This is a genomic window from Sulfitobacter sp. 1A13353 (assembly GCF_043557255.1).
GTDB classification, from domain to species: Bacteria; Pseudomonadota; Alphaproteobacteria; order Rhodobacterales; family Rhodobacteraceae; genus Sulfitobacter; species Sulfitobacter faviae.
In genome coordinates, this window is record NZ_JBIFFS010000002.1 from 160,755 (window position 1) to 178,245 (window position 17,491).

Here is a 17,491-nt window from a genome sequence, read left to right on the forward strand (position 1 = left end):
AGGGTCAGACCTTGCGGCCCAGCCCTCTGTTTTTCAACTCAAGCGCGGCTCAGCTCAGGCGGTCTTTAATGACCGGGCCCACTGAGCCGAAATCCATCTGGCCGGTATACCGCTCTTTCAACAGCCCCATGACCTTGCCCATGTCGCGGATCGAGGTCGCACCGACATCGGCCACGGCCTTATCCACGGCGGCGGCGGTTTCGGTGACGCTGAGCTGCCTTGGCAGGAATTCTTCGATCACCTCGACCTCTTCGCGCTCGCGCTCCGCAAGGTCCAGCCGTCCGCCCTCTTCATAGGCGCGCGCCGATTCCTGACGCTGTTTGGCCATTTTGCTGAGGATGCCCAGCACCTCGGCATCCGACACGCCCTCATCCTTGCCGTTGGCCCGGGCGGCGATGTCCTTGTCCTTGATCGCGGCATTGATCAGCCGCAGCGTCGAAAGCCGGTCCGCCGCCTTGTCTTTCATGGCCTGTTTCAAAGCATCCGAGATGCGCATCCGCAATGACATGGTGGTTTCCTGTGTTTCGCTAAATCCAAGGGTCGCAGCTTAGCGGCTCTCTGGCTGCGGAGCAATGGGGGGCGACCACAGGTAAACCCCTGTTCTGAAACGATATCTCATTTCCCTCCGCCTATTGACCCCGCGCCCGCGCGGGATTAGGTTGCCACCCGTTTACCCGCCCCTTTCTGCCCGGAGACTGCCCCATGTCCGCGCCCGCTCGCCCACGCCCAACCGCCTGCCTTGCCCTTGCGGATGGATCGATTTTCTACGGCATGGGGTTTGGCGCGACCGGCCAGACCGTGGCGGAGTTGTGCTTCAACACCGCGATGACCGGCTACCAAGAGATCATGACCGACCCGTCCTATGCGGGCCAGATCGTGACCTTCACCTTCCCGCATATCGGCAATGTCGGCACCAACCCCGAAGATGATGAGACCGGCGATCCGGTCGCCGCGGGCATGGTCGTCAAATGGATGCCCACTACGCCCAGCAGCTGGCGCAACATTCAGCCGCTGTCGGATTGGCTGGCATCGCGCGGCCGCATCGCCATCGGCGGTGTCGACACCCGCCGCCTGACCCGCGCAATTCGCCAGCAAGGTGCGCCGCACGCCGCCCTCGCCCACGACCCGGATGGCAACTTCGACATCGAAGCGCTGGTCGCCGCCGCGCGCGATTTTGCCGGGCTCGAAGGGATGGATCTGGCCAAGGACGTGACCTGCGCCCAGACCTATCGCTGGAATGAGATGCGGTGGGCATGGCCCGACGGCTACGCGCCACAGACCGAAGCCAAGCACAAGGTCGTCGCCGTGGACTATGGCGCGAAACGCAACATCCTGCGCTGCCTCGCCTCTGCGGGCTGCGATGTGACCGTTCTGCCCGCCACCGCGACCTATGAGGACATCATGGCCCATGAGCCCGATGGCGTCTTCCTCTCCAACGGTCCCGGCGATCCGGCGGCGACGGGCGCCTATGCCGTGCCGATGATCCGCGAGGTTCTGGACAAAACCGATCTGCCGGTCTTTGGCATTTGCCTTGGCCACCAGATGCTTGCGCTAGCGCTTGGGGCGACCACCGTTAAGATGAGCCACGGCCATCACGGCGCCAACCACCCGGTCAAGGATTACGACACCGGCAAGGTCGAGATTACCTCGATGAACCACGGTTTCGCTGTCGACGGGCAATCCCTGCCCGAGGGCGTGCGCGAGACGCATGTCTCGCTCTTTGACGGGTCGAACTGTGGCATCCGCGTCGATGGCCGCCCGATCTGGTCGGTCCAGCACCACCCCGAAGCCAGCCCCGGCCCGCAAGACAGCTACTACCTGTTCGAACGGTTTAGCGAGGCGATGGCTGAGCGCGGCGCGTAAAATTCTCTACATGCACTGATTGCACAGGCGACTTTTAACTCTCGATTAACGGTCGCCTGCCAGTCTCAATCCGGAACCTCGACGGGGCACGGAATGAGCAACCTTCGCCTGAAACTCTCAGCGCCGCGGATGGCCACCGCGCCCGCCCGCCGGATGCGGTTGGGCCAACATTTGATCGCCGCAGGGGTCATTGGCCCGCGCGATCTGCTGCACGGGCTTGACCTACAGCGCCGCATCGACGCCCCTCTTGGCGAAGTTCTGGCCACCGAAGGCTTGGTCGCCCCCGATGACATCGTCAAAGCGCTTGCCCGGCAGTATGGCGCCCAACCTGTCGACCTGTCCCGCAGCCCCTGCGATCAACGCCTTGCGGCTCGGATACCCGCGCGTCTCTGTCTGCAATACGGCGCCGTGCCATGGCTGGAACTTGGGGACCGGCTTTTCGTGGCCAGCGGTCGCCCCGGGGAATTTCCTCGGCTTTGCAAGGCTTTGGGGGAGCGTGGGAAAACCTTGGTGTTGGTCGTCGCCGACCCCCGGCAGGTGCGGACCCAGATCGGCAGGCTCTATGCCGCGGAACTGGCGGAACATGCCGTCACCCGCGTCACGGATGCGGAAAGCTGTCGGAACTGGGGCGTGCGCAGCTGGAAACGACGGTTTGCGCTGCGAGCTGTTTTGCTGTCGCTCTTTGCGCTACTGATGTTCTCCCCCTCCGCCGTTCTTATCCTCGCTCTCCTCTGTGGCGCGCTCACTCTGCTGCTAACCAGCGGGCTCAAAGCCGCGGCCCTTTGGGCCTCACTCACCCGGCCCAAGCCCCCACGGTCGCCGCCGAATGCCGCAGAGATTAAGGGATTTCGCCTGCCCCGTGTCTCGGTCCTCGTGCCCTTGCTGCATGAGGAAGAGATCGCGCAGGCGCTGATCGCGCGGCTTTCGCGGCTCACCTACCCGAAATCGCTGCTGGAGGTGGTTCTGGTCCTCGAAGCGAGCGATAAGCTCACCCGTGCGACCATCGCACGCACGCCCTTGCCGCCATGGATCAGCGTGATCGAAGTGCCCGATGCCGGCGCGCTCAAAACCAAACCCCGCGCCCTGAACTACGCACTCGATTTCTGCCGCGGCAGCATCATCGGCGTTTGGGATGCGGAGGATGCGCCGGAGCCCGACCAGATCGAACAGATTGTCACCCGCTTTCACAATGCACCCGAAAATACCGCTTGTTTGCAGGGGGTTCTGGATTTCTACAACGGCCGCGGCAATTGGATGGCCCGCTGTTTTTCGATCGAATATGCGACTTGGTGGCGGGTGGTCCTACCGGGCGTGGCCCGGCTGGGGCTGGTCGTCCCGCTGGGCGGCACCACGCTGTTTTTCCGGCGCGACATCCTCGAACGGATCGGGGCTTGGGACGCCCATAACGTGACCGAGGATGCCGATCTGGGCCTCCGGCTGGCGCGGCGCGGCTATGTGACCGAACTGATGCGCACCACCACTTATGAAGAGGCCAATTGCCGCCCCTGGCCTTGGGTGCGGCAACGATCCCGTTGGCTGAAGGGCTATCTCATCACCTGGGCGGTCCATATGCAAAGACCGCGCGCCCTGCTGAAAGACCTCGGCCCCCTGCGGTTCATCGGCGTACAGGCGATCTTTCTCGCCACGGTTTCGCAATTCGCCCTCGCGCCACTTCTCTGGTCGCTGTGGCTGAGTTTTTTCGGGCTGTATCACCCGGTCACGGACTGCCTTGCGCCACCCGTCCTGACGGCGATCTTCGCGCTGTTCATTATGGCGGAATTGCTGAACTTCTGCGCCGCCACCATCGCGGTCTCAAACCGGGGTCAACGGCATCTGCTGCCTTGGGTCATCACCTGCCCGCTCTACTTCGCATTAGGCGCCTTAGCCGCCGCCAAAGCACTGTTTGAGCTCTATCGCAGCCCACATTTCTGGGACAAAACTGCCCATGGTCACACCCTGCCGCGCTATGTGAAACCGCGCAAAAGGCTCAAAAATCATCCTCGCGCCGGGCCGCTTCCTGCTTCAACCGGGTCATGAAAGCGACGGAGATATGCGTGCGCAGCGCCTCATCCGCGCCATCCTCATCCCGGGCTTCGATCATCTCCACGATGCGGTTATGTTCGGCCTGCGCAATCTCCCCCCGCCCCTCCACCGCGAGCGATGAGGTCGCCATCAGGGCCATGGAGCGATGCACAAGGTCAAGCTGCTGCACCAAATAGCGGTTGTGCGACGCCAGATGGATCTGCTTGTGAAACCGTTTGTTCGCCCGTGCCAGCGCATTGGGATTGCCCGCCAGCGCATTGTCGGCATCCACCATCTCACGCAGCACGCGCACCTCTTCGGCGGTGGCATGGCGCGCGGCCAGACGCGCGGCCAGCCCCTCCAGCTCGCCCCGGACGACGTAAAGCTCGGCCATCTGGTTGTGATCCAGCGAGGCCACGATCAGGCTACGCCCGTCCCGCATGAGCAGAGACTGCGTCTCAAGCCGTTGTAATGCCTCACGGATCGGCGTGCGCGAGACGCCGAAACGCTCGGCCAATTCGCTTTCCACCAAGCGGTCACCGGGGCGATAGGTGCCAATGTCGATGGCCTCCAGAATCATCGAATAGGCGTCGGTCGGGCCGGTCTTGGGGTCGGGCATCAGCTATCAGTCCTTGAAAGTTGCGCCACCTTACTCACCGCGACCATTTGCGCAACCCGGCAGGGCTTGCGCGGCTGCGCGTCTCGGCCTACCTCTGCGCCATGCCGCGCGATGCTTTTTCTCATGTCACCACCTGGGTCTTCGACCTCGACCAAACGCTTTACCCGCCCGAGGCGCGGCTTTTCGACCTGATCGAAGCCCGTATGGTCGATTGGGTGATGCGCGCGATCAAGGTCGACCGCGCCGAGGCCAACCACCTGCGCCAGCATTATTGGCAGACCTATGGCACCACGCTGGCCGGCTTGATGCGCGAACACGGCGTCGACCCCGGCCCCTACCTGACCGAGGTGCACGACATCCCGATGGATCGGCTCACCCCCGACCCGCTGCTCGCTCAGGCCATTCGCGTGCTGCCGGGGCGGCGGATCGTCTACACCAACGGCTGCGCGCCTTACGCCGAACGGGTGCTTGAGGCCCGCGGCCTTTCGGGGCTTTTCGACGCGGTCTATGGTGTCGAACACGCCGATTTCCTGCCCAAACCCGAAGCCGCCGCCTATGACAAGGTCTTTGGCATCGACGGGTTCCAGACCGCATCCGCCGCCATGTTCGAGGATGATCCGCGCAACCTCGCCGCGCCCCACGCTTTGGGGATGCGCACGGTGCATGTGGCCCCGGAACGTGGCGAAGGCGATCACATCCACTACCATACGCAAGACCTTTGCGAATTCTTAACACGGGTGGCGGGCTGATGACCTTCGATTGCGATATCCTGATTTCCGGCGGCGGCATCGCCGGGCTGACCGCGGCGGCTGCCTTTGGCGCGGCGGGCTTCGATGTGATCTGCGTCGACCCCACCCCGCCCGTCACCGATGGCGCCGCCAAGGGGGCCGACATGCGCTCCACCGCGCTGCTGCAACCGGCGCGGCGCCTGCTGGAGGACGCGGGTCTTTGGGACCGTCTTGCCCCCCATGCCGCCGCGCTGCAAATCATGCGGATCGTCGATGCGGGCGGCGAAGACCCGACGCCGCGGGTCACGCGCGAGTTCGACGCCGCCGATATCTCAGATGCACCCTTCGGCTGGAACTTCCCAAATTGGCTGCTGCGCCGTGAACTTCTCACCCGCCTAAACGAGCTGCCCAACGTCGATTTTCGCCCCGGCACCGGCACCACGACACTTTTCACCCGGCAAAGCGAGGCCCGCGTGGGCCTGAGCGACGGCAGCCGGATCAGAACACGCTTGGTGATCGCCGCCGACGGACGCAACAGCCCGATGCGCGAGGCCGCCGGGATCGAGGTCACCACCCGCCGCTACGGGCAAAAGGCGCTGGCCTTCTGCGTGACCCACCCGATCCCGCATGAAAATGTCTCGACCGAGGTACACCGCTCGGGCGGGCCCTTCACCCTCGTACCCCTGCCGGATCGCGACGGGATGCCCTGTTCCGCCGTGGTCTGGATGGACGATGGGCCCGCAACCCAAGCCCGCGCCACGCTCGATCCCGCCGCCTTTGAGGCCGAGGCGACCGCCCGGTCGGCCAATCTCTTCGGCCCGCTCACCCTCGCCAGCCCCCGTGCCCTCTGGCCCATCATCAGCCAAGAGGCCAAACGTCTTTCTGCCGAACGGCTGGCTCTCGTGGCGGAAGCCGCCCATGTGCTGCCCCCCATCGGGGCACAGGGGTTGAACATGTCGCTGACCGATATGGCGACTCTGCTGGAGCTCGCCCGCGCCGCGCCCGAACGCCTCGGCGATGCCGAGATGCTGGAGGCCTATCACAAGGCCCGCCACGCCGATATCGCGCTCAGGGTCCGGGGCATCGACCTGCTGAACCGCGCCAGCCAAGCCAGCAGCCCGCTCGCCCGAGACGCGCGCGCGGCGGGGCTCAACGCGCTCTACGCCCTGCCCCCGGTGCGTAAGATGTTGATGCAAATGGGGCTTGGCCTGCGCCGCTGACCGCGGCGCAGAGGGTCTTACAGAACCTCGTCCAACACCGCTGTCAGCCGAGCCACGGTCGCGTCGACGTCATAGAGCTTGTCCAATCCGAACAGCCCCAGACGGAAGGTTCGGAAATCATCCGGCTCCCCCACCTGCAACGGCACCCCGGCGGCGATCTGCATGCCATGGGCGGCGAAAGCCTTGCCGTTTTGCACATCGGGATCAGCAGTATAGCACACGACCACCCCCGGCGCGGCGAACCCCTCTCCGGCGACGGATGTCACACCGCGGTCGGCCAAGGCCTGACGCACCGCTTCGCCCAAACGCCACTGCGCCTCTTTCAGCCGGTCGAACCCATAGTCCCGCGTCTCTTTCACCGTATCGCGGAAAACGCGCAGCGCGTCCGTCGGCATGGTGGCGTGATAGGCATGACCGCCCGCCTCATATGCCTTCATGATGTCGCGCCATTTGCGCAGGTCGATGGCAAAACTGTCCGACGTGGTCTCATTCAGCCGCGCCTCGGCACGCGCCGACATCATCACCAAACCGGCCGAGGGCGAGGCGCTCCACCCCTTCTGCGGGGCCGAGATCAGCACATCGACCCCAAGCGCCTTCATATCCACCCAGACACAGCCCGAGGCGATGCAATCCAACACCATCAGCGCGCCCACCTCATGGGCCGCCGTGGCCATTTCCTTGATATAGTCATCCGGCAGGATCATGCCCGAGCTTGTCTCCACATGCGGGGCGAACACCACCTGTGGCTTCTGCGTGCGGATCGCGGCGGTGACCTCGTCGATCGGGGCGGGCGCGAAGGGCGCGGGGCTGGCATTGCCCTGCATCCGCGCCTTCATCACCTCGGCACTATTGGTCAGATCGGCACTCTCGATGATCTGGCTCCAGCGGTAAGAAAACCAGCCGTTGCGCACCACCAGCACATCCTGCCCCCGCGCGAACTGCCGCGCCACGGCCTCCATCGCATAGGTGCCGCCACCGGGCACCAGCGCCACGGCATCGGCGTTATAGACCTCACCCAGCCAGGTCGAGAGGTCGCGCATGACCTGCTGAAACTCCGCCGACATGTGGTTGAGCGATCGGTCGGTAAAGACCACGCTGAATTCATCAAGCCCCGAAGGGTCTACCGTGTCGAGCAATGCCATTGTTCTTCCTCCATCATTCGAAGCAAAGGCATATGGCCCGCCACGGCAAAAGGCAAATACGGCTAGAGCGGCCCCGGCAGGCGCTCTTCGCTCAACAGCACATTGGCCTCCACCTCGCCCGCGCCGGGCAGGGTCATGATCCGCCGCCTGAGAACACGTTCGAAATCCGGCAGGTCTCGCGCCACGACCCGCAGACGATAGTCGAACAGCCCCAAAACATGCTCCACCGTCTGCACCTCGGGAATGGCCGAAACCGCCCGCTCGAAATCCTCCAAGCTGACCCGCCCGCGCGTGGCCAGCTTGATCCCCAGAAACACCGTAACGCCAAAGCCCAAAGCCTCGGCATTCAAGCGCAACCGCCGCCCGGCAATCGCGCCGCCCTCCTCCAGCCGTTTGATCCGCCGCCATGTCGCAGGCTGCGACAGGCCCAAACGGCGCCCCAAGGCACTGGCACTTTGATTGGCGTCCCGCGCCAGCGCCCGCAGCAAGGCGCGGTCAATATCATCAAGATCGATCACAGCGGCAGCCCCTCCTGCGTCTTGATCCGCGCGACATGCATCAGCGCCTCGATCTCGGCGATATGCGGCAGGGTCAGGATGCGACTGCGGTAAATCTGCTGATAATGTCCCATGTCCCGCGCAATGATCGACAGCCGCAGATCGACCCGCCCCAAAAAGGTCTGCAACTCGATCACCTCAGGCACCTGTCGCGCCTCGGCCATGAAAACATCAAAAGCATTCGCCTGCGTCTTGTCCAAGGTCACCCGCAAGGACACCTCCAAAGCATAGCCAAGCGCCGCCCAATCAATCACCACCCCGCTGCCCTGCACGATCCCCTGATCTTGGACCCGCGCAATCCGCCGCGCCGCTTTGCCGGAGGTGATATTGCACCGCTCCGCCAACTCCCCGGGGCTGAGACTCGGCTCCGCCTGCCAATAGCGCAGAATACGGCGATCCAGATCATCAAGCATGATTTTTCCGTTTTATAGCGATACCACGAATAACTATCTTCATCCTTTCACAAATACCTCTGCGATGACAATGGCCACTAAGCACAACTTCGCTATGGTGAGACCCAGAAAGAGACAAACCAAAGGACAAGATCATGCGCGTTTACTACGACCGCGACTGCGACGTGAACCTCATCAAGGACAAGAAGGTGGCGATCCTCGGCTACGGCTCCCAAGGCCACGCCCACGCGCTGAACCTGCGCGATTCGGGTGCCAAGAACCTCGTCGTGGCCCTGCGCGAAGGCTCCGCGTCCGCCGCCAAAGCCGAGGGCGAAGGCCTCAAGGTCATGGGCATCGCCGAAGCCGCCGCTTGGGCCGACCTGATCATGTTCACCATGCCCGATGAACTTCAGGCCGAAACTTACAAGAAATACGTGCATGACAACATCCGCGAGGGTGCCGCCATTGCCTTTGCCCACGGTCTGAACGTCCACTTCGGCCTGATTGAGCCGAAAGAAGGCGTGGACGTGATCATGATGGCCCCCAAAGGCCCCGGCCACACCGTGCGCGGCGAATACACCAAAGGCGGCGGCGTGCCCTGCCTTGTGGCCGTCGACAAAGACGCCTCCGGCAAGGCGCTGGAAATCGGCCTCTCCTATTGCTCCGCCATCGGCGGCGGCCGCTCCGGCATCATCGAGACCAACTTCCGCGAGGAATGCGAGACCGACCTCTTCGGCGAACAGGCCGTGCTCTGCGGTGGTCTGGTCGAACTGATCCGCATGGGCTTCGAGACACTGGTCGAGGCGGGCTACGCCCCCGAGATGGCCTATTTCGAATGCCTGCACGAGGTGAAGCTGATCGTGGACCTGATCTACGAAGGCGGCATCGCCAACATGAACTACTCGATCTCGAACACCGCGGAATACGGCGAATATGTCTCCGGCCCCCGCATTCTGCCCTACGACGAGACCAAGAAGCGCATGAAAGACGTGCTGACCGACATCCAGAACGGCAAATTCGTGCGTGACTTCATGCAGGAAAACGCTGTGGGCCAGCCTTCGTTCAAAGCGACCCGTCGCATCAACGACGAGCACCGCATCGAACAGGTCGGCGAGAAGCTGCGTGAGATGATGCCGTGGATTTCCGCAGGCAAGATGGTGGACAAGGCCAAGAACTGAGCCAAATCTCCCCAAAGATAAGACGACATCGACCCCGGCCTCGCGCCGGGGTCTTTGCCTTTACGCCGGAGCCCCGATGAACACCACGCCTCAAATCACGCTGACAAGCTGGCTGCTGATCGCCCTTTTGGGGTTTGTTTGGGGGGGCACCTTTCTTTTTACCGAAGTGGCGCTCACCGGGATCACGCCCTTCTGGCTCGCCGCCTCGCGGATCGGGTTGGCGGCGGTGGTGATGCTGGCGCTCTGGGCCCTGCGGGGGTTCGCGCTTTTCACCGCGCGCCCCTCGGCCTCCGACATCCTCGTGCTGGTGACGATCGGCATCATCAGCTCGGCCCTGCCCTTTTCGCTGCTGGCATGGGGGCAGCAATATGTGACCTCGGGCTTTGCCGGGGTGACCATGGCTTCTGTCGCACTGATCGTCCTACCCATGGCCCATTTCCTGCTGCCGGGAGAGCGCATGACCCCGTGCAAAGTCGGCGGCTTCGTCATCGGTTTTGTCGGTGTCGTCGTGTTGATCGGCGGGCAAGCCTTTGAAAGCACTGGCGCTGCGATGGAAACGGCGGGGCGGATGGCCTGCGTCGCCGCGGCCTCTTGCTATGCGGTCAGCTCGATCCTCATGCGCCGGCTGCCTTCTGTGGATCCGATTGGGCTGGGGACGGTGCTGATGCTGATCGGCGCCGCGGTGATGCTGCCCGCAGCCTTCCTCAGCGAGGGTCCGCCGCCCCTGCCCACGCCCAAGATACTGGCCGTGCTGGCCTTTCTCGGCCTCATCCCCACCGCAGGCGCGGCGTTTTTGCGGGTCTATGTGGTGCGCACCGCGGGGCCGGTCTTCATGTCACTGGTGAACTACCAAGTGCCGGTCTGGTCGGTCCTTCTGGGTGCGCTGGTCCTGTCAGAGCCGCTGCCAATGTCGCTGCTTTACGCGATGGCGCTGATCCTTGCGGGGGTCGGGCTCAGCCAATACGGCGCGCTGAAACGGTTGTTCCAGCGCGGGTAGAACAGCTTAGCTGCCCACCGCCGTATTCACCGCTTCGACCACGCTATCGACCGCACGCTCCATCAGTGCCGCGTCCTCATGTTCGGCCATGACGCGCACCAAGGGTTCCGTGCCCGATTTGCGGATCAACAGCCGCCCACCCTGCGCCAGATCGGCTTCGGCCTGCGCGATGGCGGCTTTGACCTGCGCGTCTTCCAGCGGGGTCTGCCCGGCGGAGAAGCGCACGTTTTTCAGCAGCTGCGGCACCGGGTCGAATTGGTAGAGCAGTTCCGAAGCAGGTTTGCCCGAGCGGACCATCTCGGCCAGAAACTGCATTCCAGCCATCAGCCCGTCGCCCGTGGTCGCATAGTCGGTCATCACGATATGGCCCGACTGCTCCCCCCCGAGGTTAAAGCCTCCTTCGCGCATCCGCTCCACCACATAGCGGTCGCCGACTCCGGTCCGCTCCAGCCGCACACCACGGTCGTTCAGGAAACGCTCCAGCCCCAGATTGCTCATCACCGTGGCGACAAGCGCCTTGCCCGCAAGACGCTCCTCCTCGGCCCAACGCGCGGCCATCAGCGCCATGAACTGATCGCCGTCGCCGATGCGGCCATTCTGATCAATCAGGATCACCCGGTCAGCGTCGCCGTCAAGGCAGATGCCCACGTCGGCGCCATTGGCCACCACAGCCTCAGCCGCCGATTGCGGCTGGGTGGAACCGCAGCCGTCGTTGATGTTGAACCCGTTCGGGTCCACGCCCACGGGGATCACATTCGCGCCCAATTCCCACAGCGCCATCGGCGCCACATGGTAGGCCGCGCCATGGGCGCAGTCGATCACCACCTTGAGCCCATCAAGACGCATCTGCCGCGGGAAAGAGGATTTCACCCGTTCGATATAGCGAAAGCGGCTGTCGTCGATCCGCTTAGCCCGGCCAATCTGATCCGGTGCCGATGGCTCGACCCCTTCGGCAACCAGCGCTTCGATTTCCTGCTCGACCTGATCGGAGAGTTTGAACCCATCCGGGCCGAAGAACTTGATGCCATTGTCGCTGGCCGGGTTGTGACTGGCTGAGATCATCACCCCCAGATCGGCCCGCATGGAGCGCGTCAAAAGCCCCACCGCCGGTGTCGGCACCGGCCCCAGCAGCAACACGTTCATGCCGGTGCTGGTGAGGCCCGCAGTCAGCGCGTTCTCGAACATATAGCCCGACAGCCGCGTGTCTTTGCCGATAACCACACGGTGCACGCCGCGTTTCTCACGCCGGAAATAGCGCCCGACGGCGGCACCGATGCGCAGCGCCATGTCGGCGGACATGGGGTGAATATTGGCGGTGCCGCGCACGCCGTCTGTACCAAAGAGCTTTGTCATATCTCTTTTCCTGCCAATGCCGAACGATAAAGTAAAATGGATTGAATGGTTTGCGCCACATCGTGGACGCGCAAGACATGGACCCCGTGGTTCAGTGCCGCCAGGGCCACCGCGATAGAGCCGGGCGCGCGATCTTCCCCCGCCGCGCCGCCGCCGATCGTGCCGATGAAACGTTTACGCGACGCACCGAGCAAGATCGGCACCCCGAGGCTGTGGAACAGGCTCAGCCGCGCGAGCAGCGCAAGGTTGTGCTCCAGCGTCTTGCCAAAGCCGATGCCCGGATCGGCGATGATATTTGCGCGCGGGATGCCCTGCGCCTCAAGCGCCGCGATCCGCTCGACCAGATAGTCATAGACGTCGAGCAGCACGTCATCATAGCGCGGGTCGCGCTGCATCGTGGCCGGGTCGCCTTGGGCGTGCATCACACAGACCGGCAGCCCCCGCGCCGCGCAGAAGGGCGCAAGCGCCGGGTCGAAGGTCAGCCCTGCCACGTCATTGACCAGATCCGCCCCCGCCGCCACGGCGGCTTCGGCCACGGCAGCTTTGCGGGTGTCGATGCTGATCGCCCCTTCCCCGGCCGCCCGCAGCCCTTCGATCACCGGCCGGACACGCGCGATTTCTTCCTCCTCCGGCACGGTCTCCGCGCCCGGGCGGGTGGATTCCCCGCCGATGTCGAGCATATCGACCCCCGCCGCCCGCATCGCCACCCCCGCGGCGACCGCGACCTGCGGGTCGACATGGCGGCCCCCGTCGGAGAAACTGTCAGGCGTGGCATTGAGGATGCCCATCACGCGGGGGCGGTCGAAACTTAACCCCGCGATGGCCGGGCGCGGCGCGGTTAGGGCATCGCGCGCGGCGGAGGGGAGCGCATCTGCCGGGATCACGCGCGGCGCCTGCCCCCGCGACAGGACTTCAACATGGGTGAACCAGCCCCAACCGCCCGCGAGGGTCAGCGCGCCTTCGGGCCGTGCGGGGCCGATCTGAACCAAGGGGCGATGGTACTCGGTCATCAAACGATCTCCGCGCTGTCGACGTCAATCAGGCGCATAGGCAGCGCCGTGCCCTCGGGCCGCTCCGCGCCAATCAGCACCAATTCGCAGGCCGATGAACTCTCCGCGAACCATGCGGCCAAGGCGGGTGCCGCGCTTGGCGGGGCGGCGGGGCCGTCCACTGCGTCGAGCACGATCCGCGCAGGCGCCCAGATGCTGATCTGGCCGTTTTTCGTCGCCCAATCCAACTCCGTCCGGCTGCCGACCACCGCGCCGCGCGGATCGCGGGTTGAAAGCATCCAAGCGTTCTGTTCGATGGCTAAGAGGTCAATGTGGCGCTGCGCTTTCTCATCCTCGGCCTGTGGCAAAGGGGTGTCGGGGGGGCCGACACAGAGGATTACCGGCTCCGCCGCCCCTTCCAATTGATCCAGCCATTCCGCCAAACGCGTCGAGGCAATCGCCGCATTGGAGAGGTATACCACGCGCGGCTGCGGGGACTTTTGGGCTGCGTCATGCGCTGCCGCCTCCTCCCGCGCGCGGACGATCTCGACGCCAAGCGCACCGGGGCCCCGGTCGAGCTTTTCGATCCGCACGAAAACCCGCATCGCTTGCGGCTCGATCAGAATACGGTCGGCCACCCGTTCGGCCAGCGTTTCCAAAAGGTTGAGCCGTTCGGCGGCAAGCTCGGCGGCGATGGCTTCGGTCACGCGGTCGTAGGACAGGATACGGTCGACATCGTCGTCCACCACACCCGTCAGGGGGGCCACCTCGACCACCACGTTGAAACAGACCCGCTGGGTGACGTCCCGCTCGGCCTGAAAGGCACCGATCTCAACCTCGACGATATGATCGCGCAGGGAGATACGATCACGCGGCTCGGGGCCGGCCATCGTCTCTGCCCGCTCGGAAGGGTGGGCAAAGGCAAGTCGAATTTCGTCGTCGGACATCGGCAGCGCCTATCGGATCAGGGTAACGGGCCCCGTCGGGGGCGCTTCGTTGCACATTTAGCAGGCCCACCGGCGGCAGGCCAGCACCCGAAGGCACATCCCGGACCTTAGTTCGAAGCGGTCTTCCATGTGTGGCGATAGAAAAGATGCTGCCCGATCCGCGCGGTCTTGGTATAGACCCGCGCCCAGTTGGGGTTCACTGCGGTGGTGTGGTAGTGGGTCGCGCCATTGGTCAGCTTCGGCGCGCTGCCGTCGATGATCGCACGCGCGACTTTTGAGACACGGGCAAAGGCACGCGGCTCATTGATGACCTCTTTGTGGCCGTCGCAGGTGTAGGTGAACTGGCACTGATACTTGCGCCCCGTCCCTTGATTGATCACGCCACAGAGCGTGCCGGGGAAACGGGCGGATTTCACCCGGTTCATGATCACTTCGGCCACGGCGAACTGGCCTTTGACCGTCTCACCGCGCGCCTCGAAGTAAAGCGCTTCGGCAAGGCACTGCAATTCGGCGTTGCCTTCGGCCTTGGGCTGGCTGTCGATCCAAGCCGTGGAGAATTTCACATCTGTCTCGCTGGCCGACACGGGCTGTGCGACCATCTCCTGAAGCCGCGCCGCACCGGCGGACTTCAGACCTTGAATTTCAATCTGCGCAAGATCGCTCGCACTTTCAGAGCTGGCCTGAACCGCCAGCGGGCTGCTGCACAGCGCCACGGAAAGAGCAAAAGAGATCGACCGGATAAAACGCATTATGCGCCTCGCATCATTGTTAGGGCTGCGGGGCGGATAGCCAAAAGGTTCCCGGCGGTAAACCCAATCAGACGTTATGTGCAGAAACTCGCCGAATTATGGTATAAATTGGGCTGGCGCCCGCCGCCCCTACCCGATCTTGTGGGCAATGGCGAGCTGGGCGGCGGCCAAACGTGCAACTGGCACGCGAAATGGCGAACAGGAAACATAATCGAACCCCGATTCGCGACAAAAGGCAATGGATTCGGGGTTGCCGCCATGCTCCCCACAGATGGAAAGGGTGATTCCGGGCTGCGCCCTGCGCCCTCTTTCCGCCCCGAGTTGCAGCAATTCGCCGACCCCATCGGTGTCGAGCACATGGAACGGATCCTCCGGGTAGACCCCCTGTTGCACGTAGTTCGACATGAAGCGCCCCGCATCGTCGCGCGAGAGTCCGTAGGTCATCTGCGTCAGGTCGTTGGTCCCGAAGCTGAGGAAGGCGCAATGCGGCGCGATACCATCGGCGCGCAGGCAGGCGCGCGGGGTCTCCACCATGACCCCAAGGCGGTAGGTAAAGCTCGCGTCACGCTCGCTGCGCACTGCGGCGGCCACGGCATCAACGCTGGCTTTGACCAGTTCCACCTCGCGCCGGGCGCTGACCAGCGGGATCATGATCTCGGGCACCACCGGCTCGCCATCGCGGCTGGCCTCAATCGTGGCCTCGAAAATGGCGCGGGCCTGCATCTCGTAGATCTCGGGCACCGTGACCCCTAAGCGCACGCCGCGCAGGCCCAGCATCGGGTTATACTCCGTCATCGCCGCCACACGCCGCGTCACGTCGGACATCTGAAGGCCAAGCGCCTCGGCCAATTCGCGCTGCCCGGCTTTGTCGGAGGGCAGGAACTCATGCAGCGGCGGGTCGAACAGGCGGATGCAGACCGGCTGACCCTGCATGATGCGGAAAAGCTGGGTAAAATCCTCGCGCTGCATGGGCAGCAGACGTTCCAGCACCGCGCGGCGGTCTTCGCCGCTTTCGGCAAAGATCATCTCGCGCATCACGGTGAGGCGGCCCGGCTCGAAGAACATATGCTCGGTCCGGCACAGGCCGATGCCATGGGCATTGAAGTTGCGCGCGGTCTGCGCATCGGTCGGCGTGTCGGCATTGGCGCGGATGCCGATGTCGGCCACATCCTCCGCCCAGCCCATCAGCCGGTTAAAGGTATCGTCAAGCGCGGCCTCCTGCATCTTGGCCACCCCCGCCAGCACCTGCCCGGTGGAGCCATCGACAGTGACCTGATCGCCTTCGACAAAGACCCGCCCGTCGGGGGCAATGATCTGCCGTTGGGTCACCACAAAGCGCATGTTCGAGGCACCAACCACGCAAGGCAGCCCCATGCCGCGCCCGATCACCGCCGCATGGCTGGTGATGCCGCCGCGTTCGGTCAGCACGGCGGCGGCGGCATGCATGCCGCGAATATCCTCGGGCGACGTCTCACGCCGGACGAGGATGCAAGGCTCACCGCGTGCAGCACTTGCCTGCGCGTCGCTGGCGGAAAAGACGATCCGCCCGGTGGCCGCGCCGGGGCTGGCGGCGATGCCGCGCCCGATCACGTCCCGCTTGGCACTTGGGTCGACTTGGCGGTGCAGCAGTTCCGACAGCGTGCGCGGCTGCACCCGCATGAGCGCTTCCTCGCGGCTGATGATCCCCTCATCGGCCAGCGCCACGGCGATGCGCACGGCAGCCCGAGAGGAACGCGCAACCTTCACACCGTCCAAGATATGCAGCTTGCCCTGATCGATCACAAACTCGACCTGCATCTCGGCCCGCAGCCTCTTGCGCATCAGCGCCGCGTGATCCTTCAACTCGGCAAAGGCTTCGGGCACCAATTCTTCAAGCGATGGCCCGCGCGGATCACGGGTGAGATACATCGCCGCCGCATCGCCTTCGAGCGCATCGCGCCCTTGGCTTTGGCTGAGGTATCGCCCGGTGATCTGCGGCAGGCCGGTATCGCTATCGACCAGTTGCAACACGCCCGAACCGCACTGCCCCTGCCCCACGCCAAAGGCCATTTCCTGAACCACCAGCCCCAGCCCCGCATCCGCAGGCGCGCCCTTAGCCTGCCGGAGCAGCCGCGCCGAGGTGCCGTTCCACGCCCGCGCCATGGAGCGCAGCACAGCAGCAAGCTGGGTCGCCGGGTCTTGGGGAAAACGCTCTTCGGTCTCGGCCTCATAGGCGCGTAGTGATTCCATCAGCGCCGCGCGACCATCGCCGTTCACCTCGTCGAACATATCGGGATCCAGCCGCGCGACATTGACCGCATAGGACTGCACGAAACGCGAATAAAGCGCCGCCGCCGGCCCTTCGCCGATGGTGCCAGCATAGCTTTCAAACAGCGCGTCGTTGATCCCGATGTTCAGCACCGCCCCCGGCCCGCCCCAATCGGGGTCTTGGCTGGAGGGTCGCACGCAAAGCAGCGCACCCTTGGGAAACTGATCGACCACCGCTTGCACGTCGGGCATCTGGCCCCGCGCGATCTGCTGCACCGCGTCAAAGGACAGCGCAATGGTGCGCGGCACCGGCAGGTCGAGCCGCACGAGACGTTGCAAACATTTGGCCCGCCCGCCGTGGGTGGTATTGGCAATCGGCGCGGTGGGGGTCACCAGCGTGGTATGGGGATCGTTCTGCACTGCAGCACCTTAATCGTTCCGATGCAGCATAGGGGTTGAGGCAGAAGGGGCAAGGGATCTCGCCCCCT

General features: G+C 64.3%; 16 protein-coding genes. 6 read left to right on the plus strand and 10 right to left on the minus strand.

Going from position 1 to position 17,491, the window contains the following annotated elements:
• Positions 1 to 49: 49 nt before the first annotated feature.
• Entirely contained in the window at positions 50 to 508 is a 459-nt protein-coding gene (locus tag ACGYLO_RS04525; RefSeq protein ID WP_271687755.1) for a GatB/YqeY domain-containing protein, read from the minus strand.
• A 194-nt stretch (positions 509 to 702) separates the two neighbouring features.
• Here ACGYLO_RS04525 and carA point away from each other — a divergent pair, with 194 nt between their 5' ends.
• Both carA and ACGYLO_RS04535 read left to right on the plus strand, forming a co-directional pair.
• Positions 703 to 1,863, plus strand: coding sequence for a glutamine-hydrolyzing carbamoyl-phosphate synthase small subunit (gene carA, locus ACGYLO_RS04530; protein WP_276154298.1), 1,161 nt, complete (start codon positions 703 to 705; stop codon positions 1,861 to 1,863).
• 93 nt (positions 1,864 to 1,956) lie between these two features.
• Positions 1,957 to 3,900 carry a glycosyltransferase family 2 protein gene (locus ACGYLO_RS04535; RefSeq protein WP_276154297.1) on the plus strand — a complete coding sequence of 648 codons (1,944 nt, stop codon included), beginning with the start codon at positions 1,957 to 1,959 and terminating at the stop codon, positions 3,898 to 3,900.
• Here the strand turns inward: ACGYLO_RS04535 and ACGYLO_RS04540 are convergent.
• The gene (locus tag ACGYLO_RS04540) at positions 3,851 to 4,504 is read right to left on the minus strand and encodes a GntR family transcriptional regulator (protein ID WP_209217897.1); all 654 of its coding nucleotides are present in this window, start codon (positions 4,502 to 4,504) and stop codon (positions 3,851 to 3,853) included. The genes ACGYLO_RS04535 and ACGYLO_RS04540 overlap by 50 nt on opposite strands.
• 101 nt (positions 4,505 to 4,605) lie before the next feature.
• Here ACGYLO_RS04540 and ACGYLO_RS04545 point away from each other — a divergent pair, with 101 nt between their 5' ends.
• Positions 4,606 to 5,253 (plus strand): pyrimidine 5'-nucleotidase, encoded by a 648-nt coding sequence (locus tag ACGYLO_RS04545; RefSeq protein ID WP_209218181.1) that lies wholly within the window; start codon positions 4,606 to 4,608, stop codon positions 5,251 to 5,253.
• Positions 5,253 to 6,452 carry a UbiH/UbiF family hydroxylase gene (locus ACGYLO_RS04550; RefSeq protein ID WP_271687759.1) on the plus strand — a complete coding sequence of 400 codons (1,200 nt, stop codon included), beginning with the start codon at positions 5,253 to 5,255 and terminating at the stop codon, positions 6,450 to 6,452. The genes ACGYLO_RS04545 and ACGYLO_RS04550 overlap by 1 nt, the downstream gene beginning before the upstream one ends.
• A 17-nt stretch (positions 6,453 to 6,469) precedes the next feature.
• Here ACGYLO_RS04550 and ACGYLO_RS04555 read toward each other — a convergent pair whose 3' ends face one another.
• The 3 genes from ACGYLO_RS04555 to ACGYLO_RS04565 form a co-directional block, all read right to left on the minus strand.
• Complete coding sequence (locus ACGYLO_RS04555) at positions 6,470 to 7,594, minus strand: aminotransferase class V-fold PLP-dependent enzyme (RefSeq protein WP_271687760.1); 1,125 nt, start codon at positions 7,592 to 7,594, stop codon at positions 6,470 to 6,472.
• A gap of 62 nt (positions 7,595 to 7,656) precedes the next feature.
• The gene (locus ACGYLO_RS04560; protein WP_271687762.1) at positions 7,657 to 8,112 is read right to left on the minus strand and encodes an Lrp/AsnC family transcriptional regulator; all 456 of its coding nucleotides are present in this window, start codon (positions 8,110 to 8,112) and stop codon (positions 7,657 to 7,659) included.
• A complete protein-coding gene (locus tag ACGYLO_RS04565) occupies positions 8,109 to 8,564 on the minus strand; it encodes an Lrp/AsnC family transcriptional regulator (protein ID WP_271687765.1) in 456 nt (151 codons plus the stop codon). The genes ACGYLO_RS04560 and ACGYLO_RS04565 overlap by 4 nt, the downstream gene beginning before the upstream one ends.
• 134 nt (positions 8,565 to 8,698) lie before the next feature.
• Here ACGYLO_RS04565 and ilvC point away from each other — a divergent pair, with 134 nt between their 5' ends.
• Both ilvC and ACGYLO_RS04575 read left to right on the plus strand, forming a co-directional pair.
• A complete protein-coding gene (gene ilvC / locus ACGYLO_RS04570) occupies positions 8,699 to 9,721 on the plus strand; it encodes a ketol-acid reductoisomerase (RefSeq protein ID WP_168611968.1) in 1,023 nt (340 codons plus the stop codon).
• 76 nt (positions 9,722 to 9,797) lie between these two features.
• Positions 9,798 to 10,718 carry a DMT family transporter gene (locus ACGYLO_RS04575; protein ID WP_271687766.1) on the plus strand — a complete coding sequence of 307 codons (921 nt, stop codon included), beginning with the start codon at positions 9,798 to 9,800 and terminating at the stop codon, positions 10,716 to 10,718.
• Between the two features lie 6 nt (positions 10,719 to 10,724).
• Here the strand turns inward: ACGYLO_RS04575 and glmM are convergent, their stop codons facing one another.
• From glmM to ACGYLO_RS04600, 5 genes are all read right to left on the minus strand, one after another.
• The gene (gene glmM, locus ACGYLO_RS04580; protein ID WP_271687767.1) at positions 10,725 to 12,071 is read right to left on the minus strand and encodes a phosphoglucosamine mutase; all 1,347 of its coding nucleotides are present in this window, start codon (positions 12,069 to 12,071) and stop codon (positions 10,725 to 10,727) included.
• A complete protein-coding gene (gene folP / locus ACGYLO_RS04585) occupies positions 12,068 to 13,081 on the minus strand; it encodes a dihydropteroate synthase (protein WP_271687768.1) in 1,014 nt (337 codons plus the stop codon). Before folP ends, glmM begins: the two co-directional genes overlap by 4 nt.
• On the minus strand, positions 13,081 to 14,007 hold the full coding sequence (locus ACGYLO_RS04590) for a dihydroneopterin aldolase (protein WP_271687769.1): 927 nt from the start codon (positions 14,005 to 14,007) through the stop codon (positions 13,081 to 13,083). Before ACGYLO_RS04590 ends, folP begins: the two co-directional genes overlap by 1 nt.
• Positions 14,008 to 14,114: 107 nt before the next feature.
• Entirely contained in the window at positions 14,115 to 14,756 is a 642-nt protein-coding gene (locus ACGYLO_RS04595) for a cell wall hydrolase (protein WP_271687770.1), read from the minus strand.
• Positions 14,757 to 14,885: 129 nt separating this feature from the next.
• A complete protein-coding gene (locus tag ACGYLO_RS04600; RefSeq protein WP_394376360.1) occupies positions 14,886 to 17,423 on the minus strand; it encodes a putative PEP-binding protein in 2,538 nt (845 codons plus the stop codon).
• Between the last annotated feature and the right edge of the window lie 68 nt (positions 17,424 to 17,491).